Origin of the sequence: Chryseobacterium sp. KMC2 (assembly GCF_016756935.1) — a bacterium.
GTDB lineage: Bacteria > Bacteroidota > Bacteroidia > Flavobacteriales > Weeksellaceae > Chryseobacterium > Chryseobacterium rhizosphaerae.
The window spans coordinates 534,106-557,289 of record NZ_JAESIT010000001.1; the positions used below are offsets into that span (position 1 = coordinate 534,106).

Below are 23,184 nucleotides of genomic sequence, written 5' to 3' on the forward strand. Positions count from 1 at the left end.
AAAACAAAATGAAGTTGAAATTTTTAGGAACCGGTACTTCCCAAGGTGTACCCGTTATAGGATGTACATGTGAAGTGTGTACTTCCAAAAATCCCAAAGACCAACGTTTTCGCTCTTCAGTAATGGTTACTACGGAGGAAAATAAAAAAATACTGATCGATTGCGGTCCGGATTTCAGGCAGCAAATGCTTATTAATCATGAGCATAACGTAGATATAGCACTGATTACCCACGAACATAATGATCATGTCATTGGACTTGATGATATGCGTCCGTTGATTTTTAAAAGTGGAAAAGATGTTCCCCTTTATTGCTATCAGAGAGTGGCCCATGAAATAAGAAACCGTTTTCCTTATGCCTTTAGTGACGTAAGGTATCCGGGTGCTCCTGCTTTTGAGCTTCATGAGATTGAAAATAAGCCGTTCCGGGTGTTGGATACGGAAATTACTCCTGTAGAGGTCATTCATTTTAAAATTACGGTGTTTGGATATAAGTTCAAAAATCTTGCTTATATAACGGATGCCGGTTTTATTTCGGATAAGGAAAAGGAAAAACTGAAGAATTTAGATGTTCTGATTTTAAACTGTATCAGAAAATTTGACCCTCATCCTGCCCACTTTATCCTTCCGGATGTTATCAGGCTGTTTGAAGAGCTACAACCTAAGAAATTATTTCTCACTCACATCAGTCATCATCTGGGGCTGCATGACGTTGAAGATAAGCAGCTTCCAGCCGGAATCCACCTTGCCTACGATGGTTTGGAGATTAATTTTTAAAAAAATATTCCAAAAAGCTTTTGAACATTAAAAAAAGTTTCTATATTTGCACACCGATTTAAAACAAGCCCAGTTGGCGGAATTGGTAGACGCGCTAGACTCAAACTCTAGTATCGAAAGATGTACCAGTTCGATTCTGGTACTGGGTACAAGACCGGAAAGAGGTGACAATTCACTTTCTTTCCGGTTTTTTTTCATGCCTAACTCATTGTTTATCTGGTATATATAAGAGAACAAAACATTGGGTCGGGTGGTTCGATAATGATTTTCTGAAAATTGCAATTTTTCAGGAAATATCGAACCAATTATTTTACGTTTTACCTCGATATCCCCATCAGTATAGACTTTCGCAAGGTCTACTAGGTTCGATAATGCTTGGTCTAGTAGTTTTTGAAAATCTATTTTCTTATTATCCTTTCCTTTAGTTAATTTAGCTTCGAGCTTTTCAATTTGTCCTTTACAGTCGGTCTTAATTTCAAGATAATCTTCATCATCAATTACTTCCTCCATTAATTTATTTCTTGCCTGTTTCAATCTGCTGTTTAAACGATCTATTTCTAATAGAATTGCTTTCCTTTCTCTTTGGGGATTATTGATTAATTTTTCAAAATTTTGCCTCAGCACTTTTTTCAAATAATTTTTTATAGATATGCGCATTTCCAATGACTGCAATATCTCTAAAAATTTAGAATTAATAATCTCAGATTTGTAACGGTATGAACACGGGGACTGGCAATGATAGTAATAATATTTATTTCCGGAACGTCCCGTAGAGGCACTACCTGTAATCAAATGACCACATTCTGGACACACAAGGAAACCTCTTAATGGCAAATTATCGTCAGACAGTACTTTTACATTAGGTCTGGCTTGATTCACATTTCCATCCATTATACATTGAACTTTTTCGAATAGTTCTTCACTGATCAAAGGTTCATGAATACTTTTAACAAAATGAGCCTCCTCTTCATTGAATTGCTCCACGTAAATTTTCCCGCAATATGCGGTATTGCGTAAACTTGCAAGAAAGGCACTTATCTTAACTGACTTTCCTTCTTTTCTGTTCATCATATCCATGATTTGGCTCGCTGAATAAACGCCTTTGGACATTTCATTGAATGCCCATTTCATATTGGAAGCTTCCGGTTCCTTCGGGATTACATACTTTTTCCCGTTCTCCGTTATTCTGTTAGTGTAGCCATAAGGTGCCCTTCCCATTAATCCGCCTTCTTTTTTAGCACGGCGCATTCCATAATAAGTATTCAGAGCGCGCCTGTCGTTTTCAACTTCCGGTGCAGCAAGATATATAGCCAGCATCATTTTATTTTCAGGAATTGAAAGATCTAATGGTTGCTCAATGGCCTGCGGTTCAACGTTAATTTTCCTAAGTATGTTAATCATTTGATAAGCATCTCCAGCGTTCCTGCTGAAGCGATCCCATTTTGTAAAAAGCAGCAGATTCGTTTTCGAGCTTTTTTTCTTTAGTGTATCCAGTAATTTAATCCACTCTGGCCTGATAAAAGTCTTGGCTGAGTAATCTTCATAAATGATTTGACCTACTTTAATGTTATTGTTTTCACAATAACGTTTTAATCGTTCCTCCTGATCTCTTTGCGAGTATCCCTTATCTGCCTGCTCATCAGTTGACACACGGATATATAAATCGGCTTTTTTCATATATAAATCTTAGAAAATACTATTGTTCTAAAAAACTCTTAATGGTAATTTTTAAGAGCATCGTCAGAAAGCTTAAAATATCTTTCGCCTCTTCAAAACTTAATTCAATTCCCTCCTCTTCTTTAAAAATCTTGATAATCTCCTCTATAGTAATGTTACTAATTTCAACTTTCTTCTCCATACCAATACTTTTTTAATAAAAGTATTGGACAACTGTTCTGAAATTAAACCCAGACACTTATGTGATGTATTTGGCTTTTAAATATAAATGTCTAACGCTTGAAACATGTAAAATCAAACGAAACACTTAACATCAACCATCAGGCGGAAAAAATTTTTATTTATAAAAGATGTGATTACGTTTAAATTTATTTTTTAGGTGCAACAAGAGAAAATTGATGCAAAGAAATTCATCATTCTTAGATTCAACTAAAATACAAATAAAATCAACATTGTTAATTTAAACATTCATTTCATATACAAAAACAGGTTATTGACTGCTATTACACGAAACATTTTCCATAAAAAAACGGTAAAAAGGCAGCTAAGTTATTGTTGCCAGCCGTCTTGCTAATCCAACCAAAAGACTACGGCATAAACGGTTTCCTCCCTAAAGGTACCCTCCAATTATTCCGTTTCCTTTTGTTTTTTTTCATTGTCAACACTTCATATCTGCTTTCTTTTTTCCGGTTTTTCTTTTGAAAAAATATTCAGCGAAGCCTGAAAGGCTTTTAAGAAATAGGACGGAGAAGAGATTGAAAAGGCTTTTGATCTAAAAAAGACACATAACAGTTCAAAGATGTTTTAAATAAATGCTGTTTTAACTTAAGTACGGGAAACAAAAGGCTCTGCCGTACTCAGAGCAATAACAATGAAATACAATATCGTAAATGAGATCAAATTGATCTACACAAGAAAAGGAAATGCTGAAAAAAAAGTACTGAACTCCCAGGATGCTACAGATATTTTCAGGGAACATTTTGATGCAGATCAGATCGACTACAGAGAGGCATTTTACTCAATGTATATGAATCAGGCTAACAAGGTCTTAGGAATACAAAAAATATCAGAATCTGGAATTACCTCTTCTCTTGTTGATATCAGAATCATCATGCAGGGAGCTCTATTATGTAATGCCGTATCATTTATTATAGCCCATAACCATCCTTCCGGCAACCTGACGCCTTCTCGTGAAGACATAAACATTACACAAAAAATAAAAGAAGCTGGACAATTATTAAATATTAAACTGCTTGATCATTGTATAATAACTTCAATAGACTCCTTCTCTTTCTCCGATGAAGGTATTTTATAAGAAACTTAAATTTCTGAAAAATAAGAATCCAGAGCCGGTTCCCGGTCTGGATTCTTGTGGCGTCGCGGAAAGATGATTGCCCTTTAGGAGCCCAACCATCTTTCCGCAAATACTAAACAATGCTTCTCAAATTAGATGGTTTTATTTGAAGTGGAAATATATATTTGTAAGCTAAAGAAATAGTATTTATCCGTTTAGCTTTTTGTTGTTGAATTGAAATTCAATTTTCTCCTCATTTCCAAAACTGTCTGAGAGCCATACCGTAAATGATTGTGAAACTTCAGAGGTTGAAGTATAATACAATCTGAACTCTTTCTCATAAAGAGGATAAATATCATTAGGAAAGTAAGGTTGAGTGTTATAATACTGCAGCTTTCCTGCTCCCTCAAACTGAAAATATCGAAGATAATATTTGGTGTCAGCAAAATTACCCTCAGGAATAATTTTGATACGGATCTCCACATACTCATCTTTAGCGATATCCTTAGGAACAGGCATAACCGACACCTTAAAAGGATAATTCTGCTGAATTTCCAAATCATCTTTCTCACATGATTGTACAAATAGTCCAATCACAAATAGTAGCAAGAAACACTTTAATTGTATTTTAGCTGTATTAATTATATTTTTCATTTTTCATTATTTTTAGAAATTATATCTTATTCCAACCCCCAGCAGAGAGTGAAAATTAGCCATTTGGCTATTTTTCAAAAAGCGAAGTTGTCCGTTGACCAGGAAAACTAAATGCTCGGTCAGATAGCTTTCAATAGATAGCTTACCATTTGCTCCATAAATAAAATTATCCGTTGCTGTTAACATTGAACCGTCATATAGCAATTCATTGCCTCTATTAACCTGTTCATAACCAACAAGACCTCCAATTCCCAGATTAAGATTGACATTTCGCATGAAGTCTCCCCATAGATAAAAACTGTAACCACTGTTAAGCAGAAACGTATCTATCGGAATATCGCAGCTAGTGTATTTATAATATTTTCTGCTAAATTCTGTCAGTCCAAAAAAGTAATTACCATTCTTCGAGTAAGAAACAAGCCCCGTACTAAACATATAATTTTGCTTTTCTGGAGATTTTGGAAATACCGAATAGGTAAATTCAATACCAATTTGCTTGGGAATCATCTGTTGAGCAAATATTTTGCTACCCAGTATCATCGTTAAGATGACTGTTAAAAATATTTTGTGCATCTTACTCCGTTTTAATGGTTAAACTGTTTATCAATCTTGCATGAACAAGATCTTCATTTTCAAGCTGTACTTTCAGATGCCTTCCCCCATTCTTTTCCAGAATTTCAATCTCCAAAACCTGATCTTTTAAGAGCGTAAACTGATCAAGCATATAAATCCCTTTACTGTCTGAATGATCAGCTATTATCCTTTCCGGGAAATAGGTACGAACCTTCTCTAAAATCTTATCCTGAACGACCGTTCGCTTTAAGTTCTTTTTATCAACAATTTTAAAATTGACCCATTCAATAGCATACCCCACATTACTTTGATTCTTAACCTGCAATGTGAAATAAAACTTGCTGTCATTAACGTACAGTGCTCTGACTGAAAACTCAATTCCATAGCTTTTTGAAACAATATGTTTAATAGTTCTGTTGCTTTTCCTGTAAAGATTTTCCATAATGAGCCAGGTGAAAGAAGTTGAGCTTCCTTTAAGATCTTCAAATAATACATCAGCATACTGTCTCTCCATACCTCTCTGAAGTTTTACTAAATCATAGCTGAGTATTTCCGGATAAGAACTGTAGGATGCATCAAAACTGTAAAATTTTCCATCTTCAGTAATGACCGAAAAATTAGTTTCCTCTTCAAAATCACTGACAGCTGACTTAACCCGAAGAACGTTTCCTATAGGCTCTGCCTTATTGGCAACCAAGAGATCACTTCCCAGGTCAACATATCGTATTGATGAGGGGAATATCAGATGACTTGTTTTATTGTAGGTGACATTAATCCGGAAAGGGTCCAATTTTGCCTGTTCCAAGGAAATATAAGTTGTCACAGAATCCTGCCCAAATGCCTTGCTTACTAATAGAAGTAATAGCATAATGAGAATATAATGACTCTTTTGTGTATTCATTTTTATTTTTTTTGATTAATTATTTTTGGGTAAGAGGAAGACTTGATAGCCAGCTTTTACAGTTACTTTCAATTGTCTGACTCTCTTCTGAAAATAACCCGACAGTCCCTGTACTACTCCCCTGCTCAGATCAGCTGCAATCTGCTGCCCTGCTGATTGAGTCATCATAATATTAGTGCCTGAAGTCTGGCTCATATTAGCTACAATATCGCTTACCGCATTCTGCTCCGCTGAATAAGGAACATACAATCCCATCTGACCGTCAGTGTCATAAACATTGATTTCTACAGGATAGATATTATCTTGAGATTGAATGGAAGATATTTTTAACTGAAGCCTCCCACCCTGAAATTTGCTTACTGCAATCAGTAAGCTCCCCGCTGGAATTTCAGCTCTTCCGACTTTCATCGCTTCTGAAAGCCTTATAAATAATGTACTTTCGTTGACCAAAGTCTTAGTTTCGTAGACCACACCTCTTATTGCATTTTTTGTTTGAACTGAGTTTTCTGAATCATTTTGACTGTCATAAAATCTATTCTGATTCAAACCTGCGATAAAAGCACTATCCGACCGGTCTCTGTATAATGAGGAAACAACATTGGAACGTACCGGTATTGCTGAAGTCAATTTAACCTTCTTTTCCGTTGACTTTTCGACCTCTTCTTTTTCTGCTGGTTTTTCCTGCTTTGGCGTCGTTGGAAGATACTTAGCAGCCATTTGATACGATTTTTCCATGAGCTCTAACTGGTCGTTCATTCCCAGACCCGCAGGAACAGCATGATTTTGCATTGACTCATTCTTTAACCTTGAAATTTCTTTCCTTAGGTTATTGACCTCCTGATTATCCCGATTATAGAATGAGCTTAAGGTCTGCTGTGCATTTCGATAACTGTTCAGAGCATTCTGATCGGATTGCTGAAGTACACTTCTAGTGGACGTTGAAGAAGGTGGGTTGCTATTATAGTTTACACCGTTCTGGTCATTCCAGTAATCTGATAAAGTTGTTATTGAATTTCTTTTTTCTTCATTCTTTTGCTCTAATAACTGCTGCTCATAAGCCTTTTGCTTATCAGACTGCAATTGACCGTCTTTTGCCTGTGGAATAGCTGCATTAAAGCCAGCCTCTTCAATAATGGTATGGTCGGTTTTGGGCTTAAAGATCAGATAAAAGCAAGATGCACATACAGCAGCCATCAAAAAGTAGATGAAAGGTTTCTTTAATCTTTCCCATTGAGCCTTGGGATGATCATTCACTCCGTTAGAATTTTGGGAGAGATCATTTTCTGTCACTCTAATTTTCTCTGAATCTTTCATATTCTATTTTTTAGTGGATGAGTTTACTATTTCATTATGCTTCGATCCTTTTTCGGTAGGTTTCTTAGAAATGCCGTCAATATGATTGATAGAAATAGTATTACTTCTTTGACCTGTAGTAACACATATATTGACAATGACGATGACGGTTATCAAAACATAACCACCAAAGAAAACCTTGGTCAGGAATTTTTGTCGCTCTACCGGAAGAGATTTCCAATGGTTCTCAGCCTTTACAACATAATTTTCCAGTGTATCTCTTAGTTTTTTCATTCTGGTCATTTTAGCGTTCGACAGTTTCGATATCTCTATTTTCAAGCACGTTGAATTTTTCAATGATAAATCCCTGAGGATTGCTGTCAGACCGTACAGAATTAACCAGTGAACAGTTGGTGACTAAATTTCTGATAGTAAGATTGCTGGATCTTATTATAAACTGTCTTGCGTACGTCTTTATGTCATAAGGGTAACTGTCAAAGTTGGCAACGATACTGTCTATCTCAACTCTCTGCTGGATATTACCGGAAATAATTCTGTTATAGTAGCCTTTTTCTTGGAGGTCTTTATAGTAGTTAAATGCAGATTGATCAGCCAAATTGAAAGCCCTTTTTACATTGCTTTCAATAGCATTCTTATCAGGAGCGATTGTGAAGAACAATTCATGAAATCGTCTTACATGCTCTCTCGCTTCCACAGGCCTGTTAATCGACATATCCTGCGATAGCGCTACCATTAATGATTTACCGTTATCCAACACATAGATCTTTTGACGCTGCTCTTCTGCAAACTGGTAGGACTTGAATACGACCACGCCTACCACACCAAAACATAACACCGCAAAAACAAACGTAAACAAACGAATCTGCTTGAAGCTGCTCTCAATATTTCTTAAAGTTTTAAATTCCATAGAACTGTATATTTATTTTAATAATCTTCCCGAAATATTTCCTGTTGCCGAACCTACTGCGGCTCCCGCAACATTGCCGGACTTTGAAGCGGTCTGGTTTACATTACGCATAAAATTACCGGCACCTCCTGCCTGGATCACCCAACCTGTCACTGTTGGTACCGTAAAATAACCTATGATCCCAATCACCATATAGATGATGTACACCGTATTGGAAGTATCAGGAATGAAGCTAGGATCTGCCAGCATTTCGATATCCCGTTCTAAAATCAAAGTTTGTATTTTGGCAAGAATCGCACTGAATATATCCGCAACAGGAAGCCAGAGGTAAACACTGACATATCTGGTCAACCATTGGGTTAAAGTGGTCTGAAAGCCATCCCATACTGAAATCGCAAATGCAATGGGTCCCAAGATTGATAGTACGATCAGAAAGAAAGTTCTGATGGTATCAATAACCAATGCAGCAGCCTGAAACAATATTTCAAGAAACTCACGAAAACCATCCCTAATATCCTTCTTGATGGTAAACATCTGCCTTTCAATATACATTCCGGACATCGTGACCAAATCTGAAGGTGACCATCCCAGCTCTTCCAGTTTTTTGTCAAATTCTTCATTGGAAATCAAATAGGCCATCTCTGGGTTTCTAAGCATGGCTTCACGCTCCAAAAGATCTTTCTTTTGCTGGAGGTCATTCATATCCATTACTTGATTTTCCAGCATGGCATGACTGCCCTGAACAATGGGACTCATCACCCCATTCAAACTTCCTAAAACCAATGTCGAGAAAAACATAATGCAGATGCCAATGGCAAATGGTCTCAACATGGGAAACAAATCAATAGGTTCCGCACGGCTCAATGACTGCCAGACTTTTAATGCCACATAAAACAAAGCGCCTAAACCTGCAACTCCTTTTGCGACAGCCGCCATATCGGCGCACATCGGCATCATTTCTTCATATACGGAACGCAGTACTTCGTGTAAGTTGTTAGGTTCCATTTTACCAGTATTTTTGGTTCGAGGTTCCGTAAAGATCTAACACCCTTTGGGTATTGTTTTGTTTTTTAGCTCTCAGGTAGCTGACCGAAATATTCTTGTTGGTGTAGTATCTTACCAGATTATGATACGCTTTAACCTCTTTATACACCCGGTCAACAACATCCATCCTTTCTTTATCATTAAGTGATAAGCCGCTGGAAGTAATAATCTCCTTCAGCTCTTTCAATAGCTCCGTACTTTCTGTAAGAAGCGCAGAATAACCATTGGCAATAGAAGCTAATTCCTGAGCACTGAAGTTGGGGTCATTCAGCATTTTACCGAAATTATTCACATACATTTCAGAAACATCACCCACCAAAAGAACAGTCTGCTGAACTTTTCTGGCATCTTTGACAAGGTTGTTGACCGCTTTAAGCTTATCGTAATATTCTTTGCCCTGCTCATACACCTTTTTGACCTCATTGAAGTTCTTAACGACGTTGGAAACGGTTGATGAAGTCTGCACAATTTCGTTGGCTGAATTCAGAATTCCGGATGCCAGATTAGCAGGATCTGTTACGACAAATTGCGCTTGTGCAAATGTTACGGTAGTGAAGAATGCTACCATCATGGTTTTGATGATTAAGTTTTTCATTGTTGTAAAATTTTAAATGATTTAATTGTCTTTCGTATTCGATTTGATTCTCTTTAGAGAAATCCGCTTGATGGCATGTTCGACATTCCCATCAAGTTCTGATGCAAGATTCATCACTTCCATCTTTTCTGTTTCTTCAGTAGTATAAGCCAGATATTCTTCGGTAGAAACTTCAGTCGCATAGACCGCAGAGTGCGTTCCTCCTAATCCAATCCAGACTTCCTTATACAATCTTCGTGGATCATTGTTCATATTGATAGAAAGTACCTGAGCTTTTTCCTTATCAGTCAATCCCAGCATGGCCTGAATGTCATCGAACTTGTTCATATACTTACGCTGATCGAGAAGGATTTTACAGTCCGAATTGTTGATGATACTTTCCTTCACAATCGGTGATTGTATGATGTCATCAACTTCCTGAGTCACCACAATAGCTTCTCCGAAAAATTTTCTGACTGTTTTGAAAAGATATTTGATATACTCTGCCATTCCCTCCTTTGCAATGGCTTTCCAGGCCTCTTCGATAAGGATCAGCTTTCTGATTCCTTTAAGTCTTCGCATCTTATTGATGAAAACTTCCATGATGATAATGGTCACAATGGGAAACAGAATTTTATGATCTTTAATGGCATCGATTTCAAAAACTATAAAACGTTTGGATAATAAGTCAAGCTGCTTTTCTGAATTGAGCAGATAGTCATATTCGCCTCCTCTGTAGTAAGGTTCCAGCACATTGAGAAAGTTGGCAATATCAAAGTCCTTTTCTCTCACTTTCTTCTGCTCCAGAACTTTCTGATAATCCTCTTTTACATACTCGTAGAAACCGTTGAAAGAAGGATGCTGATCATTGGATTTAATCTTTTCAATATATCCGCTGACTGCATTGGAAAGGGCCACCTCCTCTGAACGGGTCGGTGGTTCATCATCTCTTTTCCATAGTGTCAGAATCAATGTTTTAATACTCTCCCTTTTTTCGATGTCAAAGATTCCGTCATCGGTATAGAATGGATTGAAGGCAATAGGATTGTCTTCTGTATAAGTAAAATATACCCCGTCCTCTCCTTTGGTTTTACCTTTAATCAGTTCACATAATCCCTGGTAGGAATTTCCGGTATCCACCAGAAGAACATGAGCGCCCTGCTCATAATACTGTCGTACCATATGGTTGGTAAAGAAAGATTTACCGCTGCCTGAAGGACCAAGGATAAACTTATTTCTATTGGTGATAATCCCCTGCTTCATCGGCAGATCTGAAATATCCAGGTGAATAGGCTTTCCCATTAGGCGGTCAGCCATCTTAATCCCAAATGGTGAAGGCGAATCCTGATAGTTGGTTTCTTCTGTGAAAAAACATAGAGCAGGTTCAATAAATGTGTAGAAGCTTTCTTCACTTGGAAAATCGCCTGCATTCCCCGGAATGCCTGCCCAATATAATGTTGCTGTGTCGGTTGTATTATGACGGGGTTTACATTCCATTAAAGCCAAAGCACTTCCTGTATCATTTCTTAACTGCTTGAGCTCAGCAGGATTATCGGACCATGACATGACATTGAAATGAGCGCGGATAGATTGCAGACCGAAAGAATGAGCTTCGTTCAGATACTTTTCAATCCACTCCTTATTGATCTGATTGGCTCTGCTGTACCGTGCAAGCGAATGCATGTTCCTAGCAGATTTTTCAAACTTGTTCAGGTTCTCATCACTGTTGTCAATGAACAAATACTGATTATAAATGTGATTACAGCTTAACAGAAGTCCTACGGGAGAAGCAAATGACAGAAGACAGTCACTGCGGTCTGTACTTAACTTTTCATAACGGCTGTGAGATGTAACAGTACCGGGCAGATCTTCTGTATCCGATAAGGTGTGCATAGTGATGCGATTGTTACCAATCCGCATTTCTTCAGATCCGAGCTTAATATCCTGTAATGATGGATGAGTATCTCGTGATAAAGTAAGATACTGTTCCAATAGTCCTGATCTTTCGCGGGTTCCTGAGATCTCATCTTCAGTCAGCCTTTCCAAATGAATGTAACCACTGTCATTCATGATCCGCTCCAGCTGGTCGACCACTTCAAAAAAACGACTGATTACCTCTTTATCCTTAATCTCTTTGGGAATCAGCCTGCCTTTGCAGAGAGATGAGAAGTTGCTCTGCATCCGCATTCTTTCCTTACTGGTTTTCGTGATGAACAGGTAGCAGTAATGATTTAAAAAGGGTCTCTCATTGAAATGTCTTTCAAAAGATTTTGACAAAAAACTCTGATCTTCTCTCGATAAATCAGGATTGTAGTTTTCTTTAATAAACCAGTCCTGTTTATGGACGACCGTAAAATCAGGCAGTGTTTTAATCGCCTTGAACCAGGCGGAATGCATAGCTTCGTACTCAGCGGAAGCAACGGTAAACAGTTCTGGAAGTTTTACTTTAAAGCAAATCGTAACATCAGCGTCCTTTGAAATGATGCAATCATTTTCAATCGCAAGCAATGGAAATTTGCTTTCCAAGGTTGCTGCTTTGGAAGAATTTCTCATACGCCTGCTCTTTTATGGTTGGTTTTCAGATACCGGTAAATACTCTTACGGCTGATGATATATTTGGGATACTTTTTTTGAGCGCCTAATTTCATCAGACCGTGTTCTCCGTATTTTCCATTCAGTGAGAAGGTCTGCCAGATGAGAATTCCACTGCTCATACCACCAATTATAAGGCAGAGATAGGTATTGACTCCTGCCATGTACATGACCATCACGAATACGAGTATTCCCAACAAGCCTCCTGCGAAAATGAACAGATATTGTGCTTTTAATCCTTTGAACTCGACCGTTCTTCCGATTCCTTTGTTGATATTATAGATATTCATATTGTTAAAGTTTAAAGGAAGAATGAACGAAGGATCGTTGCCGCCACGATCAGAAAGATACACGCTCCAAACCAGCTTGCAGCAGTCTTGCTGGTGTCAGGATCACCGCTGCTGAACTTGTTGTAAACCTTAACCCCTCCGATGAGTCCGACGACTGCCCCGATGGCATAGATCAATTGGGTAGCCGGTTCAAAATAAGAGGTGACCATCTGAGTAGCTTCGTTGATCCCTGCGGCACCATTGCCCTGGGCAAATACACCTGTTACTGCTATAAAGGTTAAACTTGATACCAGTAGTCTTTTTCTTTGTTTTTTCATAATTGAAACACATCAATTTGTTATGGTGTGCCGCACTTTGCGGAACTATGGGACAAAGATGTCTGAGCTTTGGAATTTTTTTAGGCTAATGGCGTCATCAGGAATCTTTTGGCTTTCAACTAACAAGGCACTTACCAGCATTCGTTTATAATTAATTGTAAATTTGTAGGGAATTTCAAAAAAGACAATCATGGATAAAAGGTTCACCGACATTATTGAACTTATCAAGCGATCTCGTAACAATGCTATAAAAACGGTCAATGCAGAACTGATCGATTTATACTGGAATATAGGGGAATATATCAGCAAGAAGGTAGAACTGAGTGAATGGGGACAATCTGTGGTCAAAGAATTATCTCACTATATCCAGACCAATGAGCCTGACATCAAAGGATTTTCGGATAAGAATCTTTGGAGAATGAAACAGTTTTATGAAACCTACAAGGAGTTTCCAAAAGTCTCAACACTGTTGAGAGAAATCAGCTGGTCCCATAATCTGGCTATATTTTCACGTTGCAAAACAATTGAAGAACAAGAGTTTTACATCAAACTCACAAAGCAGGAAAATTACAGTTTTAGGGAACTTGAGAGGCAAATTTCCAGCAGTCTTTTTGAAAGAACCATGATCGGAAATTCAAAACTCTCAACAGTGTTGAGAGAAACCAACGCAGACATTGCCAATACCTTTAAGGACAGCTATGTCTTTGACTTTTTGAATTTACCTGAAACGTTTAATGAAAGTGATCTCCAAAAAGGACTCATTCAGCAGATGAAAAACTTCATCCTGGAATTAGGTAGAGATTTTTTATTCATCAGTGAAGAATATAAAGTACAGGTAGGTAATTCTGATTTTTATATTGATCTTTTATTCTTCCATAGAGGTCTGCAATGCCTGGTCGCATTTGAATTGAAATCAGATAAATTCAAACCCGAACATTTAGGTCAGCTCAACTTTTATCTGGAGGCACTGGACAGGGATGTCAAACGTCAGAATGAAAACCCAAGCATTGGCGTACTGCTGTGTAAAGACAAAGATAGTGAGGTGGTAGAATATGCGCTTAGCAGAAGTCTGTCTCCTACCATGGTTTCCGAATACAAGACCCAGCTTCCGGACAAAAAAGTTCTTCAGCAGAAGCTCCATGAATTGTTTGATAACAGACCAGATTGAAGTTTCTTTAAATAGTAAAGGGGAATTTGCCTAAACAAATTCCCCAATGTCGAAACTGTCCGAAGAATTATTACGCCTAAAAGAAATGATCTTGTCATCATCCGGAATGCTCGCTGTCACTAAAGTGGCAATTCTTTTCGAAGCATCTCCTAATGAATTCTCTAAGAGATCAAAAAGCTCGGTTTCCTGAATTTTTTGAATGATCTCTACTGCTTGCTGTTCTAAGTCAGGATCCAGCATGTCCTGCTGAAGCAACTGACCCGCAGTACTCAATTCCTGAAAGGTAACCCCTGTAGCGAACCCGCTTTCAATAGTAGAGTTTTCATCTATCCAATCTTCATACTCCTCCCATTCATCATTTTTGATGAGAATATCATTGATATTTTTACTCTGGTCAATAGGCTCAAATTCCTCTTCTTTGGTTTCTGATTCAAAATTATCAACAGTAAATATATCAGATTCACCTTGTCTTTCCCTGGCACCGATTGGCAAAATCTGTCCTTCTCTTTGCTTTGTAGCTCCCATAATGGAAGGCACACTCTTATTGGTATCACTGTGATTTTTCCCTCGGACATTGACCGAAAATTTTCTGTCTAAAAGAATCAGCATAATAATGATGAGCAAAAAGATGATGATGAGTTGTTCCATATGATTAAGAATTAAAAGATTGGACGGTATTTATTGTTGAAATCATCAGTAATTTCCTTTTCAAACATTTCAAAATGATATGCCAGAATATTATCCAGATAAGCATACAATGGAATCTGGTCTTCTTCTGAATCATTCCGATGCTTATACAATACCCATAATAAAAGTTACAGCGGAAGTTTTTATGTTCAGAACCGGCACAAAAATAAAATGACAGGAATGCTGGCTGGCGATAATTACTTCTATACACTTATAGGCAATGAGATCATCCGGTATCGTTATGCGCAGACGATCATGGAAGATTTCAGAAAAGGGGAAGCCGAAAACCTTAGATCAGAGTAGGCAAAACAACAAATCCAAATACTATGAAAAAGTTCATTCTGCCTGTCTTCATTGTCATGATAGGCGCAACATCTGCTCTGGCTAGCAATGTTAACAAAAGCAGCACGAAAGTCCCTGCAACAGGGTACGTTTTTCGCCCTGCCGAAGCTATTAAATGTGTCAATGCTCATGTGACATGTGACACATCAGGTAACGTTATGTGTACTGCAGATCTCGGAAATGGCCCTGAACAGCTTTTCCAAAGGATCAATAACACCTCATGTCCGAACTCACTTTTTGTAAAACCTTAATTTAAAAAGGATGCCCAAAAGGCATCCTTTACTTGTTAATCAATCCTGTTTATCACTTCCTTTCATCCAATCTGCTTTTGCCCCATCTTTAAGGTGATATTCAAACCACTGCTCGACTCTTCGGGCGATATCTATTTTATTGGACCGCTTCAGGAATCCATGAGCTTCATCCTGATAAAACAAAACGACAGCTTCTTTTTTATTTCTTTTTAATCCTATATAAAACTCCATTACCTGATTCCAATCTATATTTTTATCATTGATTCCTGTCCAGAGGAATATGGGTGCACTGATTTCGGATACATTGTAAATCGGGCTGTTTCGAATATACAATTCCTTATAATCTTTAAAACTTCCCGGCATTTTATACTGTCCGTTTTCAAACTGCCAATAAAAAGGTCTCAGGAAATTGTAATTATATGAAAAATAAGACCGCATCAAATCACTGTTTCCCGCTCCCGAGGCATAGGCTTTAAACCGGTCTGAATGGGTGGCTATAAAATTACTCTCATATCCTCCATGGGAATACCCGATGAGTCCCAGTCTTGTAAAATCAATGGACTTCAATCCGGATACAGCATCCAGGGCACTGTTCACACAATCCAGAGCCGAGAATCCCGTCCCTCTTTTGTCAAAAACAATATCGGGAAGAAACACAAAATACCCACCCTCAAGATAAGAACGTATGTTTAGGCCCTCAGTACGCTCGAAAAACCCATCACGCAAATACTGATTGCCTAAGTGGCTTTGTCTCTCATATACAATAGTGATCATGGGATAACGCTTTTTATCACTAAAATCCAAAGGGTAGTATAAAATACCGGTAAGGTCTGCTCCTTCGAAATTTTTATAGCTGATCCTCTCACTACGAATCCTTCCAACCTCTATATCATCCCGGTTGCTCTTATAAATGATTTTTGCTTTCGAGCCGTTAAATGCCTTAATATAGGTTGGAACATTATAATCCTCAATACTGACAGCCAGCAGGCTGCCATTCTTATGTTCAATTTTATCGATCCGTTCTCTTGTAGGAGCCAGCAGCATAACCTTTTTACCGGATTGGCAAGAATAAGAGAGGATGGCTGTCAGATCATTTTTTTTATCATACATTTTTATAATCAGGGGCTCTTTGCTGTTATATAGATTCTTATTCCCATTGGGGTAACTGCTTATACCCTCTCCTCGAATTGGATTTACAATGGTAGAATGGAACCCATCCCGTAAGGGAATTTTCACCAAATCACCGATATCTGTTTGATACCGCAACAGCCCGCCCTCCGTTTCAAACAGGATATATTGATCATCCTCTGAAAAATAGGGATCTCCGGTATCCGCTATTTTCAACTTTTTTTCAGTTAGTGTATAAATATCATAAAGCACCCAATTATTGCGGGGATTAGACAATACAAACCTTCCTGTCGATCCGTAATAGAGCATATACCCTCCCTTTCCGATATATTGCCGCTTCCCATTCTCCACTTTATAACGGTACAAATCAAACTCAGGATATTGGTGAATATAATCCTGAGTTTTATAGTAATTATAACCGATAACATACACGCTGTCTCCAATATTTATTTTCTCCAGCGCTGTATCATCAGAATCCATTCTTAGTCTGCGGAGCTTCGGGTCCCAGACCGCTATTTCTTCCGACTCCCCACCTTGAAACTTCACTTCCAGTTTACGGTCATCCGCATTCCAGATGTCAGGATTACCGGGTAACTTAGCTGAATCAGCAGCGTAAGTGAGCCCAACCAGAAAACGCTCTGCGGTCCCCAGCTGGGAAATTGAAGCCGTCTTAAAATCCCGGTTCATATCACCGCTCAAATGAAATGCTTCATGGTTTCCGCTAATATAAACCAGATCCGTTTTTCCATTCTTTTCTGTAACCCATGCACTGGCTTCCTTGTCAGACCAGCTGCAATCCAGTATTTCCTGATCAGATGAATAGATTTCTTTTTTCGGCATTTTCAGATCATACAGCAGGTTTTTCCCTACCTCCTTTTTCATAAAAAACACATCACTTCCCTTTACAAAAAACCTTGTAATATTTTTATATCTGTCTTTCAGATCCCCTTCTTTCCAGATTTCCAGATCTGTTCCTGAAGATGAAGCTCCCCGTAATACTACCCACTTATTCTGAGACTTTATAAATTCCGAACTGACCACATGATTCCAGCTTTTACTCACTCCGGAATTAAGGTTGATCATCTCAGCACTGCCTTTTCTTATTAAAAGAAGATTTGAATGGCCGGTAAAATAAAACCTGGACACGCCTGCATATTGTTTCACGGTCTCAGGCTTTTTATGATCTACCAAAACAACGGTGTCCCTGCTTTCCTCATAGGTCTTCCGAAACGCTGTCCACTTTCTGTCCGGTGATGTTTCCTGAAACATAATCGTGTATCTAAGATTATGATACCTGGGATTAAATCTATCCTTTTTAACAGTCTGGCTTATACCGGGTATCCAAAAAAACAGAATGACGATGTATAATAGTTTAATAGCCTTCATTCTGGGGATTTAAATTAGGGTTGAGTAATAGTTCATTCAGCGGTATAGGCCAAATCCTGTGGTAAGATTTCCAGTTGGGCTTTACAGCGAGAAGCCGATCTAACTTATCCATTCTTTTCAGATCAAAGAACCGCTGTCCTTTCTCCGTAAAGAATTCCCGTCTTTTTTCCTCCAGGAGTTCATTAAGAAACATACCCTGTGTAAGTCCTGTTGCAACAGCGGCAAGACCTGCCCTCTGTCTGATATGATTAAGATAAACAGCAGCTGCTGCTATTTTTCCCTGCCTGGCCATCGCTTCAGCCACAATACAATATCCCTCTTCCAACCTGAAAATAATCGAGTACTCTGTCGTATTGGGGTCTAGGCTTTTATATTTATAGGCCCTGTACCATGTCTGTCCGTTAAAGCTAACAGGAAGTGTCCAGTACTGTTTTCTAAGGTCTGTATCAGAGAAAGACGTCATAAGATCCGTTGAAAGCGCATAGGAAGAAGGCGCTGCATTGGTAAAATAATACAGCAAAGCCTCCGCGGTGCCATCATTCTCATTCTGAGGTTTCATCTGCCAGAGAATATGTTTTCCGGTCTTCAAAAACACTTTCTTTACATCCTCTTCAAAAGTATATACCGGACTATTAACCACTTCCTTCCCCATCTGTTCTGCCTCAGTCCATTTTTTCCGGGACAGGTACACTTCAGCTAAAACCAGCTGTGCCACCTTACGGTTAGGGTACAGCCTCTCAGCATTCTGATATTCATCAGCCAGCATTTCCACAGATTTTTGAAGATCTTTTTCAATATGGTTCAGCACTTCATTTTCAGGCATTCTTTGAAGGCTCTTATTGATCTTAAAATCTGTTGTTTCCGTATAGGGAATATCACCAAATAAACGCTGAAGATTAAAATAGATCATTGAACGCACCAGGAGCGCTGTGCCGGTAATGCGCTGTCTGTCCTTCAGCGGTATTGCAGAAGCCCCTTCCAGACCCTCTACAATCGAATTGGTCATATAAATTTCTTTATAAGCATTACGCCATATCAGTTCCACACTGATATTCCCGGCAAGCTGCTGATTATGATAAATATCCTGGGCAGCATTGGTCGTACTTGTGAAGTAGGCATCCAGTTCATCCGTATAGCTTGATAAAAAAGCTGAAAGCCCGTTACTGCCTCCTGAAAACATGGAGTTATCCCTCACTTCTGCCAGCAGATTTGCCAATGCTGCATCGGCGGTATGGGTGTCTTCAAACACCGCAGCTGTACTGATCTGATCAGTGGGCGGATCAATTTCCACCATTTTTTCACACCCCGGAATAAGGATCAAAAAAAGCATCCCCGCCCCTATTATTTTAACGATATTGTATTTCATAATTTGATATTTAAAAATTAAGCTGTATCCCAAAAGCAAAGGTTTTAAGCGGCGGCAGATATCCGGGTACAGTAAACTCGGGATCCAGTCCGAAGTATTTTGTCCATGTCCAGAGGTTTTGCCCCTGCACATAAAGCGTTGCATTTTTAAAGAAGCTGTCACGGCCCTCAATACGGTAATTAAGCTGTATATTTTTAAGCCTGATGAAAGAAGCGTCTCCTATGGCTGCCGTACTATTCCTTAAGTTAGCCGTCAAACTGTTTATGGCGGCATTTCCACCCGCTGAGTAAGGCATAATAAGTCCTCCCGAATGATCTGCTGACCACACATCCAGAAAATCTACAGGCATATTATTCATGGTACCGGGCACGGCTATCCCTCTTATATAGTTCCAGTTTTTCTGTTTCACGAAATACAGCAGAAATGAAAGGCTTATATTTTTATAGGAAATCTGGTTCTGCCAACCTCCGTAATATTTCATGCCTATATTTTCTATCGCCTGCGCATCTGCCGGAGCTGTAATTTTCCCATCCCCGTTAAAGTCTTTAAACCTGTACTGCCCTGTAACCGGATCAATCCCTTCATATTCAAAAACCCGTACCATGGAGGTAGGATACCCCACTTTATAGGTATTGGCATAGGTAGACCCTTCCAGTCCCGGAAATTCAATAAGCTTGTTTTTAGGAATACTCAGATTAAGCCCCGTCTCCCATCGCAGAGGGGTCGATTTAAGAATATTGACGTTGAGTGACAGCTCCCAGCCTCTGTTTTCCACTGTAGCTCCAAGATTGGCCGTTACATTTGAAAAACCTGTGATAGAAGGCAGGGGAATCCCCACCAGCTGATCCGTTGAACGGTTTCTGTAAAAGGCAGCCGTCAGCATGATTCTGTCTTTTAGAAATCCCAGTTCCAGAGCCGTTTCCAGCTTCTTTGTCTTCTCCCAGCTATAGGCAGGATTATAAAGCCTTGACGGATACAGCCCCGTTACCCCGTCATAATTCGAATCCCCTATAGTATAGGTATTCAGAAACTGGTAATCTCCTATAAAATCACTTCCTGTTACGCCATAACTTGCCCGAAGCTTTCCGAAGCTCAGCCACTTCCAGGAATCGAATATCGGTTCTTTAGTAAAGAGCCAGGCAAGCCCTGCCGCTCCGAATTCCGCTACCCTGTTGGAGGGTCCGAATCTGCTTGAGGCATCACGGCGTCCTGTAATATTGAGTATATACCGATCCTTCCATTTATAATTAATCCTGGCATAGAGGGCTGCATATCGATAAGGATTGGTTACCTGATTGGAGATTATCTTCGTTGAGGCAGCGCCTATGTTTCCAATGAGGGCATTGCTCGGAAAACCTACTCCTGTCATTGAAGAAAGTTTAGTGGTTGTCTGCTGAAAAGTAGTTCCTACCAGAATATCCAGTTCATGATTTCCCAGTTTCTTTGCCCACGAAAGCTGAGGTTCTATAATATAGGAGAACATCGTATTGCTGCTTTTGGAAGCTGAAGAATTCTCTGAAGTCATTCCATAGGCCGGATTGTACATCGAACTGGGCAGTAAGGAAAGTTCCTCCAGGTTCTGGTAATTAATCCCGCCATTGGCCTTCAGTACAAAGTCTTTCCAAAATCGATAGGATAGGTTCACACTGGAATTCCACTGCAATACTTTATTCGAATAGGTACTCTCCAACGCTGCCAACGGATTGGTGAAGGTATTGTTCTCCCAGTTAAGGTTTCCATCCGCTCCATATAGTGCAGGCGCATTGGGACTCAGGGTCAGTGCCTTTAAAGTAAGATCCGTATTCACCACATTATTGGAAAGCGATGAAAACATATTGGAAGCCTCTATTCTGAATCTTCTATCCGCTGAGCTATGGCTGAATGAGGAATTCAGTATATTGGTTTTATAATGAAAATCCCCCGAAAATACCGTCGTCTGGTCATTATGGGAAAAGCTTACCAAAAAGGTGTTATTTTCTGTCCCGCCACTAAGGCTTGCCTGGGTTATGCTTCCTGTCGCCGTCTTCCCTATCAGTTCTTTCTGCCAGTTGGTATATCTTCCCTGATCCCAGACTCCATTCACATCATAAGAATTAGCAGGGAACGTCATTATCCCGTCATTCCTGTAAGCATCTCTGCGCATGGAAAGATACTGCTGGGTATTCATCATTTTCATACGGCTTCCCACACTGCTTATACTGTAAGCGGTACTGATCATCCCGCCTAATCTCCCTTTCTTACCTTTCTTGGTGGTTACAAGTACCACACCATTGGCTCCCCTTGATCCATAAATAGCTGTTGCATCTGCATCTTTCAGAATCTCTATGCTCTCTATATCATTAGGGTTGATGGCATTGAGCGGACTTATATTTTTAAGCGGAACCACTCCCACTGAAAGAGCTGAGTTCAGCTGCCCTCCCACCGGAATTCCATCAATCACATATAAGGGCTGATTTCCGTCTACCACACTATTGGAAAGATTCCGTAGACTGTTCCTGCCCCGGATCTGAATATCATATCCGCCTCCTGCTACCCCTGAATTCTGGGTAATGCTTACTCCTGCCATTCTACCCTGTGCCGCAGAAAGCACATTGGTTACAGGTTGATTTTCGATATCTTTTGCTGAAACTTTGGCGATACTACCGGTTCTTTCTTTGTCTTTAACCTTGTAGTAGCCAGCGTTGAGAATAACTTCTTCGATTCCCTTTACTTTTTGTTCTAAGCTGATATTAACGACGGTCTGATTAGTAAGTGTGAATTTTTCTTCTGTATAATCAGGATGTCTGAACAATAGGATGGTATTTTCTGCTGAAACCTGTAAGATATAGGTTCCGTTGTTACCGGTCATGGTTACCTGATCACTGCCTTCTTGGGAGATTAATACTCCTGAAAGAGGTTTACCTGATGAGGTGACGGTACCGGAAATGGTGCGTGTTTGGGCTTTTGTAGTAAAGCTTACAGCAGTAAACATGAGCCCAAAGAAAATGCCTCCTATATTGTAATAGGAATTTTTCATAGATTTGTAAAGGTTTTTAATTTTTTAAAGATTAATTACTGAACTACGCTCTTTCCCGTTGGTCTGCAAACTCTATGGGAAGGGGCTTTTTTCTTTCTTCTGATTTTAAGTTGAGTAGTTTTTTGATTCATTTTTTAGATAAAGACTTTCCTGATGCCCTTCGGTATGAAAAAGGACTGGTGAAGTTCTATAAGCAGTGACCGCAAGGCACCGGAAAGAATTTAATATGAATGAAATCTGTGTTCCCGTGTAAGCTTTTTAAAGCCGCAATAGGTTGTACCCTCCTATTGTATCGTGTAGTCTGATACTATTTTTAGGAAGCGGGCTTAGATTTTTTATGTAGAGATAAAGCGAACTGCATTGAAAGAAAAACGGCATGAGACTCTACATTATCCAATTCGGGGTACTGGTATACCTTGTATACAGATAAGAGAGCCCACGCCTAGGTCGTGAGCTTCCTGCTTATCGTCTCGTATACTAAAATTACCAGTTTTCGAATTGAGATTCTAAGCAATAGCTTCTAATATTCTTTGAAGTATCGCAAAGTTACATTTATGTAACTTATTTTACAAATATAATAATTTAATTTATTATATGGTAATATATTACCACGAATTTTATAATCAAAAATCCAAAATTGCTATTAAATATAATAGTAATGGATAGCAAAGAAGTTTTAAGGTTGTTTATGATTGAGTTCGCTGAAAATTTAAAAAAAATTCGAGCTAATAAATTTAAGTCTATGGATCAAGTGGCTCAGAATTCAACTTTTGATTCAAGCAATTATAATAAATTTGAAAATGGCAAAGGTAATCCAACCATAGAAACAATGTTAAAAATGTCTTCAGCGTTCGGCATTTCTCCAAAAGAACTTTTTGATTTTGACTTCGATATAAAAAAATACAAAATTGAAGAGTAGCAGAAAAC

At 38.9% G+C, this 23,184-nt stretch carries 22 protein-coding genes, 1 tRNA gene and 2 pseudogenes; 7 read left to right on the top strand and 18 right to left on the bottom strand.

The window, feature by feature from the left end:
• The first annotated feature begins 8 nt into the window (after window positions 1–8).
• Complete coding sequence (locus tag JML65_RS02295; protein WP_047487687.1) at window positions 9–776, top strand: MBL fold metallo-hydrolase; 768 nt, start codon at window positions 9–11, stop codon at window positions 774–776.
• Between the two features lie 67 nt (window positions 777–843).
• A tRNA-Leu gene (locus JML65_RS02300) sits at window positions 844–925 on the top strand.
• Between the two features lie 589 nt (window positions 926–1,514).
• Here JML65_RS02300 and JML65_RS23800 read toward each other — a convergent pair.
• Window positions 1,515–2,453, bottom strand: a pseudogene (locus JML65_RS23800) (recombinase family protein); the annotation flags it as partial.
• A gap of 19 nt (window positions 2,454–2,472) precedes the next feature.
• Window positions 2,473–2,634, bottom strand: coding sequence for a hypothetical protein (locus tag JML65_RS02310; protein WP_202269771.1), 162 nt, complete (start codon window positions 2,632–2,634; stop codon window positions 2,473–2,475).
• Between the two features lie 690 nt (window positions 2,635–3,324).
• Here JML65_RS02310 and JML65_RS02315 point away from each other — a divergent pair.
• Window positions 3,325–3,768 carry a JAB domain-containing protein gene (locus JML65_RS02315; RefSeq protein ID WP_202269772.1) on the top strand — a complete coding sequence of 148 codons (444 nt, stop codon included), beginning with the start codon at window positions 3,325–3,327 and terminating at the stop codon, window positions 3,766–3,768.
• Between the two features lie 186 nt (window positions 3,769–3,954).
• On the opposite strand, the gene JML65_RS02320 is transcribed toward JML65_RS02315, so the two are convergent.
• Genes JML65_RS02320 through JML65_RS02370 form a run of 11 tightly spaced genes read right to left on the bottom strand, consistent with a single transcriptional unit; the run spans window position 3,955 to window position 12,913 of the window.
• Complete coding sequence (locus JML65_RS02320; RefSeq protein ID WP_002980926.1) at window positions 3,955–4,401, bottom strand: DUF3872 domain-containing protein; 447 nt, start codon at window positions 4,399–4,401, stop codon at window positions 3,955–3,957.
• 12 nt (window positions 4,402–4,413) lie between these two features.
• A complete protein-coding gene (locus tag JML65_RS02325) occupies window positions 4,414–4,974 on the bottom strand; it encodes a conjugal transfer protein TraO (RefSeq protein WP_202269773.1) in 561 nt (186 codons plus the stop codon).
• A 1-nt stretch (window position 4,975) separates the two neighbouring features.
• Entirely contained in the window at window positions 4,976–5,875 is a 900-nt protein-coding gene (gene traN / locus JML65_RS02330; protein WP_202269774.1) for a conjugative transposon protein TraN, read from the bottom strand.
• A 15-nt stretch (window positions 5,876–5,890) separates the two neighbouring features.
• Window positions 5,891–7,189, bottom strand: a complete 1,299-nt coding sequence (traM, locus tag JML65_RS02335) for a conjugative transposon protein TraM (protein WP_202269775.1) — start codon at window positions 7,187–7,189, stop codon at window positions 5,891–5,893.
• Window positions 7,190–7,192: 3 nt separating this feature from the next.
• Entirely contained in the window at window positions 7,193–7,462 is a 270-nt protein-coding gene (locus JML65_RS02340) for a hypothetical protein (RefSeq protein WP_237390761.1), read from the bottom strand.
• 10 nt (window positions 7,463–7,472) lie between these two features.
• Window positions 7,473–8,096 (bottom strand): conjugative transposon protein TraK, encoded by a 624-nt coding sequence (traK, locus tag JML65_RS02345; protein WP_202269776.1) that lies wholly within the window; start codon window positions 8,094–8,096, stop codon window positions 7,473–7,475.
• Between the two features lie 12 nt (window positions 8,097–8,108).
• Window positions 8,109–9,101, bottom strand: coding sequence for a conjugative transposon protein TraJ (gene traJ, locus JML65_RS02350; protein ID WP_202269777.1), 993 nt, complete (start codon window positions 9,099–9,101; stop codon window positions 8,109–8,111).
• Window position 9,102: 1 nt separating this feature from the next.
• The gene (locus tag JML65_RS02355; protein ID WP_410668683.1) at window positions 9,103–9,711 is read right to left on the bottom strand and encodes a DUF4141 domain-containing protein; all 609 of its coding nucleotides are present in this window, start codon (window positions 9,709–9,711) and stop codon (window positions 9,103–9,105) included.
• A 45-nt stretch (window positions 9,712–9,756) separates the two neighbouring features.
• A complete protein-coding gene (locus tag JML65_RS02360) occupies window positions 9,757–12,267 on the bottom strand; it encodes a TraG family conjugative transposon ATPase (RefSeq protein WP_202269779.1) in 2,511 nt (836 codons plus the stop codon).
• A complete protein-coding gene (locus JML65_RS02365) occupies window positions 12,264–12,596 on the bottom strand; it encodes a DUF4133 domain-containing protein (RefSeq protein ID WP_202269780.1) in 333 nt (110 codons plus the stop codon). Before JML65_RS02365 ends, JML65_RS02360 begins: the two co-directional genes overlap by 4 nt.
• An 11-nt stretch (window positions 12,597–12,607) precedes the next feature.
• A complete protein-coding gene (locus JML65_RS02370) occupies window positions 12,608–12,913 on the bottom strand; it encodes a DUF4134 domain-containing protein (protein WP_202269781.1) in 306 nt (101 codons plus the stop codon).
• Between the two features lie 190 nt (window positions 12,914–13,103).
• Between JML65_RS02370 and JML65_RS02375 the strand changes: the two genes are divergently transcribed.
• Entirely contained in the window at window positions 13,104–14,081 is a 978-nt protein-coding gene (locus JML65_RS02375; RefSeq protein WP_202269782.1) for a YhcG family protein, read from the top strand.
• Between the two features lie 30 nt (window positions 14,082–14,111).
• Here JML65_RS02375 and JML65_RS02380 read toward each other — a convergent pair whose 3' ends face one another.
• Window positions 14,112–14,729 (bottom strand): hypothetical protein, encoded by a 618-nt coding sequence (locus JML65_RS02380; RefSeq protein WP_202269783.1) that lies wholly within the window; start codon window positions 14,727–14,729, stop codon window positions 14,112–14,114.
• An 11-nt stretch (window positions 14,730–14,740) separates the two neighbouring features.
• Window positions 14,741–14,854 (bottom strand): annotated as a pseudogene (locus JML65_RS02385) (DUF3408 domain-containing protein); the annotation flags it as partial.
• A gap of 85 nt (window positions 14,855–14,939) precedes the next feature.
• Between JML65_RS02385 and JML65_RS23970 the strand changes: the two are divergent.
• Window positions 14,940–15,071, top strand: a complete 132-nt coding sequence (locus JML65_RS23970) for a hypothetical protein (protein WP_262896487.1) — start codon at window positions 14,940–14,942, stop codon at window positions 15,069–15,071.
• Window positions 15,072–15,094: 23 nt separating this feature from the next.
• Window positions 15,095–15,361 carry a DUF6520 family protein gene (locus JML65_RS02390; protein ID WP_226798637.1) on the top strand — a complete coding sequence of 89 codons (267 nt, stop codon included), beginning with the start codon at window positions 15,095–15,097 and terminating at the stop codon, window positions 15,359–15,361.
• A 39-nt stretch (window positions 15,362–15,400) separates the two neighbouring features.
• On the opposite strand, the gene JML65_RS02395 is transcribed toward JML65_RS02390, so the two are convergent.
• The 3 genes from JML65_RS02395 to JML65_RS02405 form a co-directional block, all read right to left on the bottom strand.
• Complete coding sequence (locus JML65_RS02395) at window positions 15,401–17,758, bottom strand: alpha/beta hydrolase family protein (protein WP_237390762.1); 2,358 nt, start codon at window positions 17,756–17,758, stop codon at window positions 15,401–15,403.
• A gap of 103 nt (window positions 17,759–17,861) precedes the next feature.
• Window positions 17,862–19,241 (bottom strand): RagB/SusD family nutrient uptake outer membrane protein, encoded by a 1,380-nt coding sequence (locus JML65_RS02400; protein ID WP_237390763.1) that lies wholly within the window; start codon window positions 19,239–19,241, stop codon window positions 17,862–17,864.
• A 10-nt stretch (window positions 19,242–19,251) separates the two neighbouring features.
• A complete protein-coding gene (locus JML65_RS02405; RefSeq protein WP_202269786.1) occupies window positions 19,252–22,257 on the bottom strand; it encodes a SusC/RagA family TonB-linked outer membrane protein in 3,006 nt (1,001 codons plus the stop codon).
• A gap of 658 nt (window positions 22,258–22,915) precedes the next feature.
• Between JML65_RS02405 and JML65_RS02410 the strand changes: the two genes are divergently transcribed.
• A complete protein-coding gene (locus tag JML65_RS02410; protein ID WP_202269787.1) occupies window positions 22,916–23,176 on the top strand; it encodes a helix-turn-helix domain-containing protein in 261 nt (86 codons plus the stop codon).
• Window positions 23,177–23,184: the final 8 nt, after the last annotated feature.

Excerpts from the sequence above, each read along its gene's own strand:
- JML65_RS02370 (WP_202269781.1), bottom strand. The coding sequence starts at position 12,913 with ATGAAAAAACAAAGAAAAAGACTACTGGTATCAAGTTTAACCTTTATA.
- JML65_RS02400 (WP_237390763.1), bottom strand. The coding sequence starts at position 19,241 with ATGAAATACAATATCGTTAAAATAATAGGGGCGGGGATGCTTTTTTTG.
- JML65_RS02395 (WP_237390762.1), bottom strand. The coding sequence starts at position 17,758 with ATGTTTCAGGAAACATCACCGGACAGAAAGTGGACAGCGTTTCGGAAG.
- traK (WP_202269776.1), bottom strand. The coding sequence starts at position 8,096 with ATGGAATTTAAAACTTTAAGAAATATTGAGAGCAGCTTCAAGCAGATT.
- JML65_RS02410 (WP_202269787.1), top strand. The coding sequence starts at position 22,916 with ATGGATAGCAAAGAAGTTTTAAGGTTGTTTATGATTGAGTTCGCTGAA.
- traM (WP_202269775.1), bottom strand. The coding sequence starts at position 7,189 with ATGAAAGATTCAGAGAAAATTAGAGTGACAGAAAATGATCTCTCCCAA.
- JML65_RS02325 (WP_202269773.1), bottom strand. The coding sequence starts at position 4,974 with ATGCACAAAATATTTTTAACAGTCATCTTAACGATGATACTGGGTAGC.
- JML65_RS02310 (WP_202269771.1), bottom strand. The coding sequence starts at position 2,634 with ATGGAGAAGAAAGTTGAAATTAGTAACATTACTATAGAGGAGATTATC.
- JML65_RS02320 (WP_002980926.1), bottom strand. The coding sequence starts at position 4,401 with ATGAAAAATATAATTAATACAGCTAAAATACAATTAAAGTGTTTCTTG.
- traN (WP_202269774.1), bottom strand. The coding sequence starts at position 5,875 with ATGAATACACAAAAGAGTCATTATATTCTCATTATGCTATTACTTCTA.
- JML65_RS02355 (WP_410668683.1), bottom strand. The coding sequence starts at position 9,711 with ATGATGGTAGCATTCTTCACTACCGTAACATTTGCACAAGCGCAATTT.
- JML65_RS02340 (WP_237390761.1), bottom strand. The coding sequence starts at position 7,462 with ATGAAAAAACTAAGAGATACACTGGAAAATTATGTTGTAAAGGCTGAG.
- JML65_RS02380 (WP_202269783.1), bottom strand. The coding sequence starts at position 14,729 with ATGGAACAACTCATCATCATCTTTTTGCTCATCATTATTATGCTGATT.
- JML65_RS23970 (WP_262896487.1), top strand. The coding sequence starts at position 14,940 with ATGACAGGAATGCTGGCTGGCGATAATTACTTCTATACACTTATAGGC.
- JML65_RS02295 (WP_047487687.1), top strand. The coding sequence starts at position 9 with ATGAAGTTGAAATTTTTAGGAACCGGTACTTCCCAAGGTGTACCCGTT.
- JML65_RS02390 (WP_226798637.1), top strand. The coding sequence starts at position 15,095 with ATGAAAAAGTTCATTCTGCCTGTCTTCATTGTCATGATAGGCGCAACA.
- JML65_RS02405 (WP_202269786.1), bottom strand. The coding sequence starts at position 22,257 with ATGAAAAATTCCTATTACAATATAGGAGGCATTTTCTTTGGGCTCATG.
- JML65_RS02375 (WP_202269782.1), top strand. The coding sequence starts at position 13,104 with ATGGATAAAAGGTTCACCGACATTATTGAACTTATCAAGCGATCTCGT.
- JML65_RS02365 (WP_202269780.1), bottom strand. The coding sequence starts at position 12,596 with ATGAATATCTATAATATCAACAAAGGAATCGGAAGAACGGTCGAGTTC.
- JML65_RS02360 (WP_202269779.1), bottom strand. The coding sequence starts at position 12,267 with ATGAGAAATTCTTCCAAAGCAGCAACCTTGGAAAGCAAATTTCCATTG.
- JML65_RS02315 (WP_202269772.1), top strand. The coding sequence starts at position 3,325 with ATGAAATACAATATCGTAAATGAGATCAAATTGATCTACACAAGAAAA.
- traJ (WP_202269777.1), bottom strand. The coding sequence starts at position 9,101 with ATGGAACCTAACAACTTACACGAAGTACTGCGTTCCGTATATGAAGAA.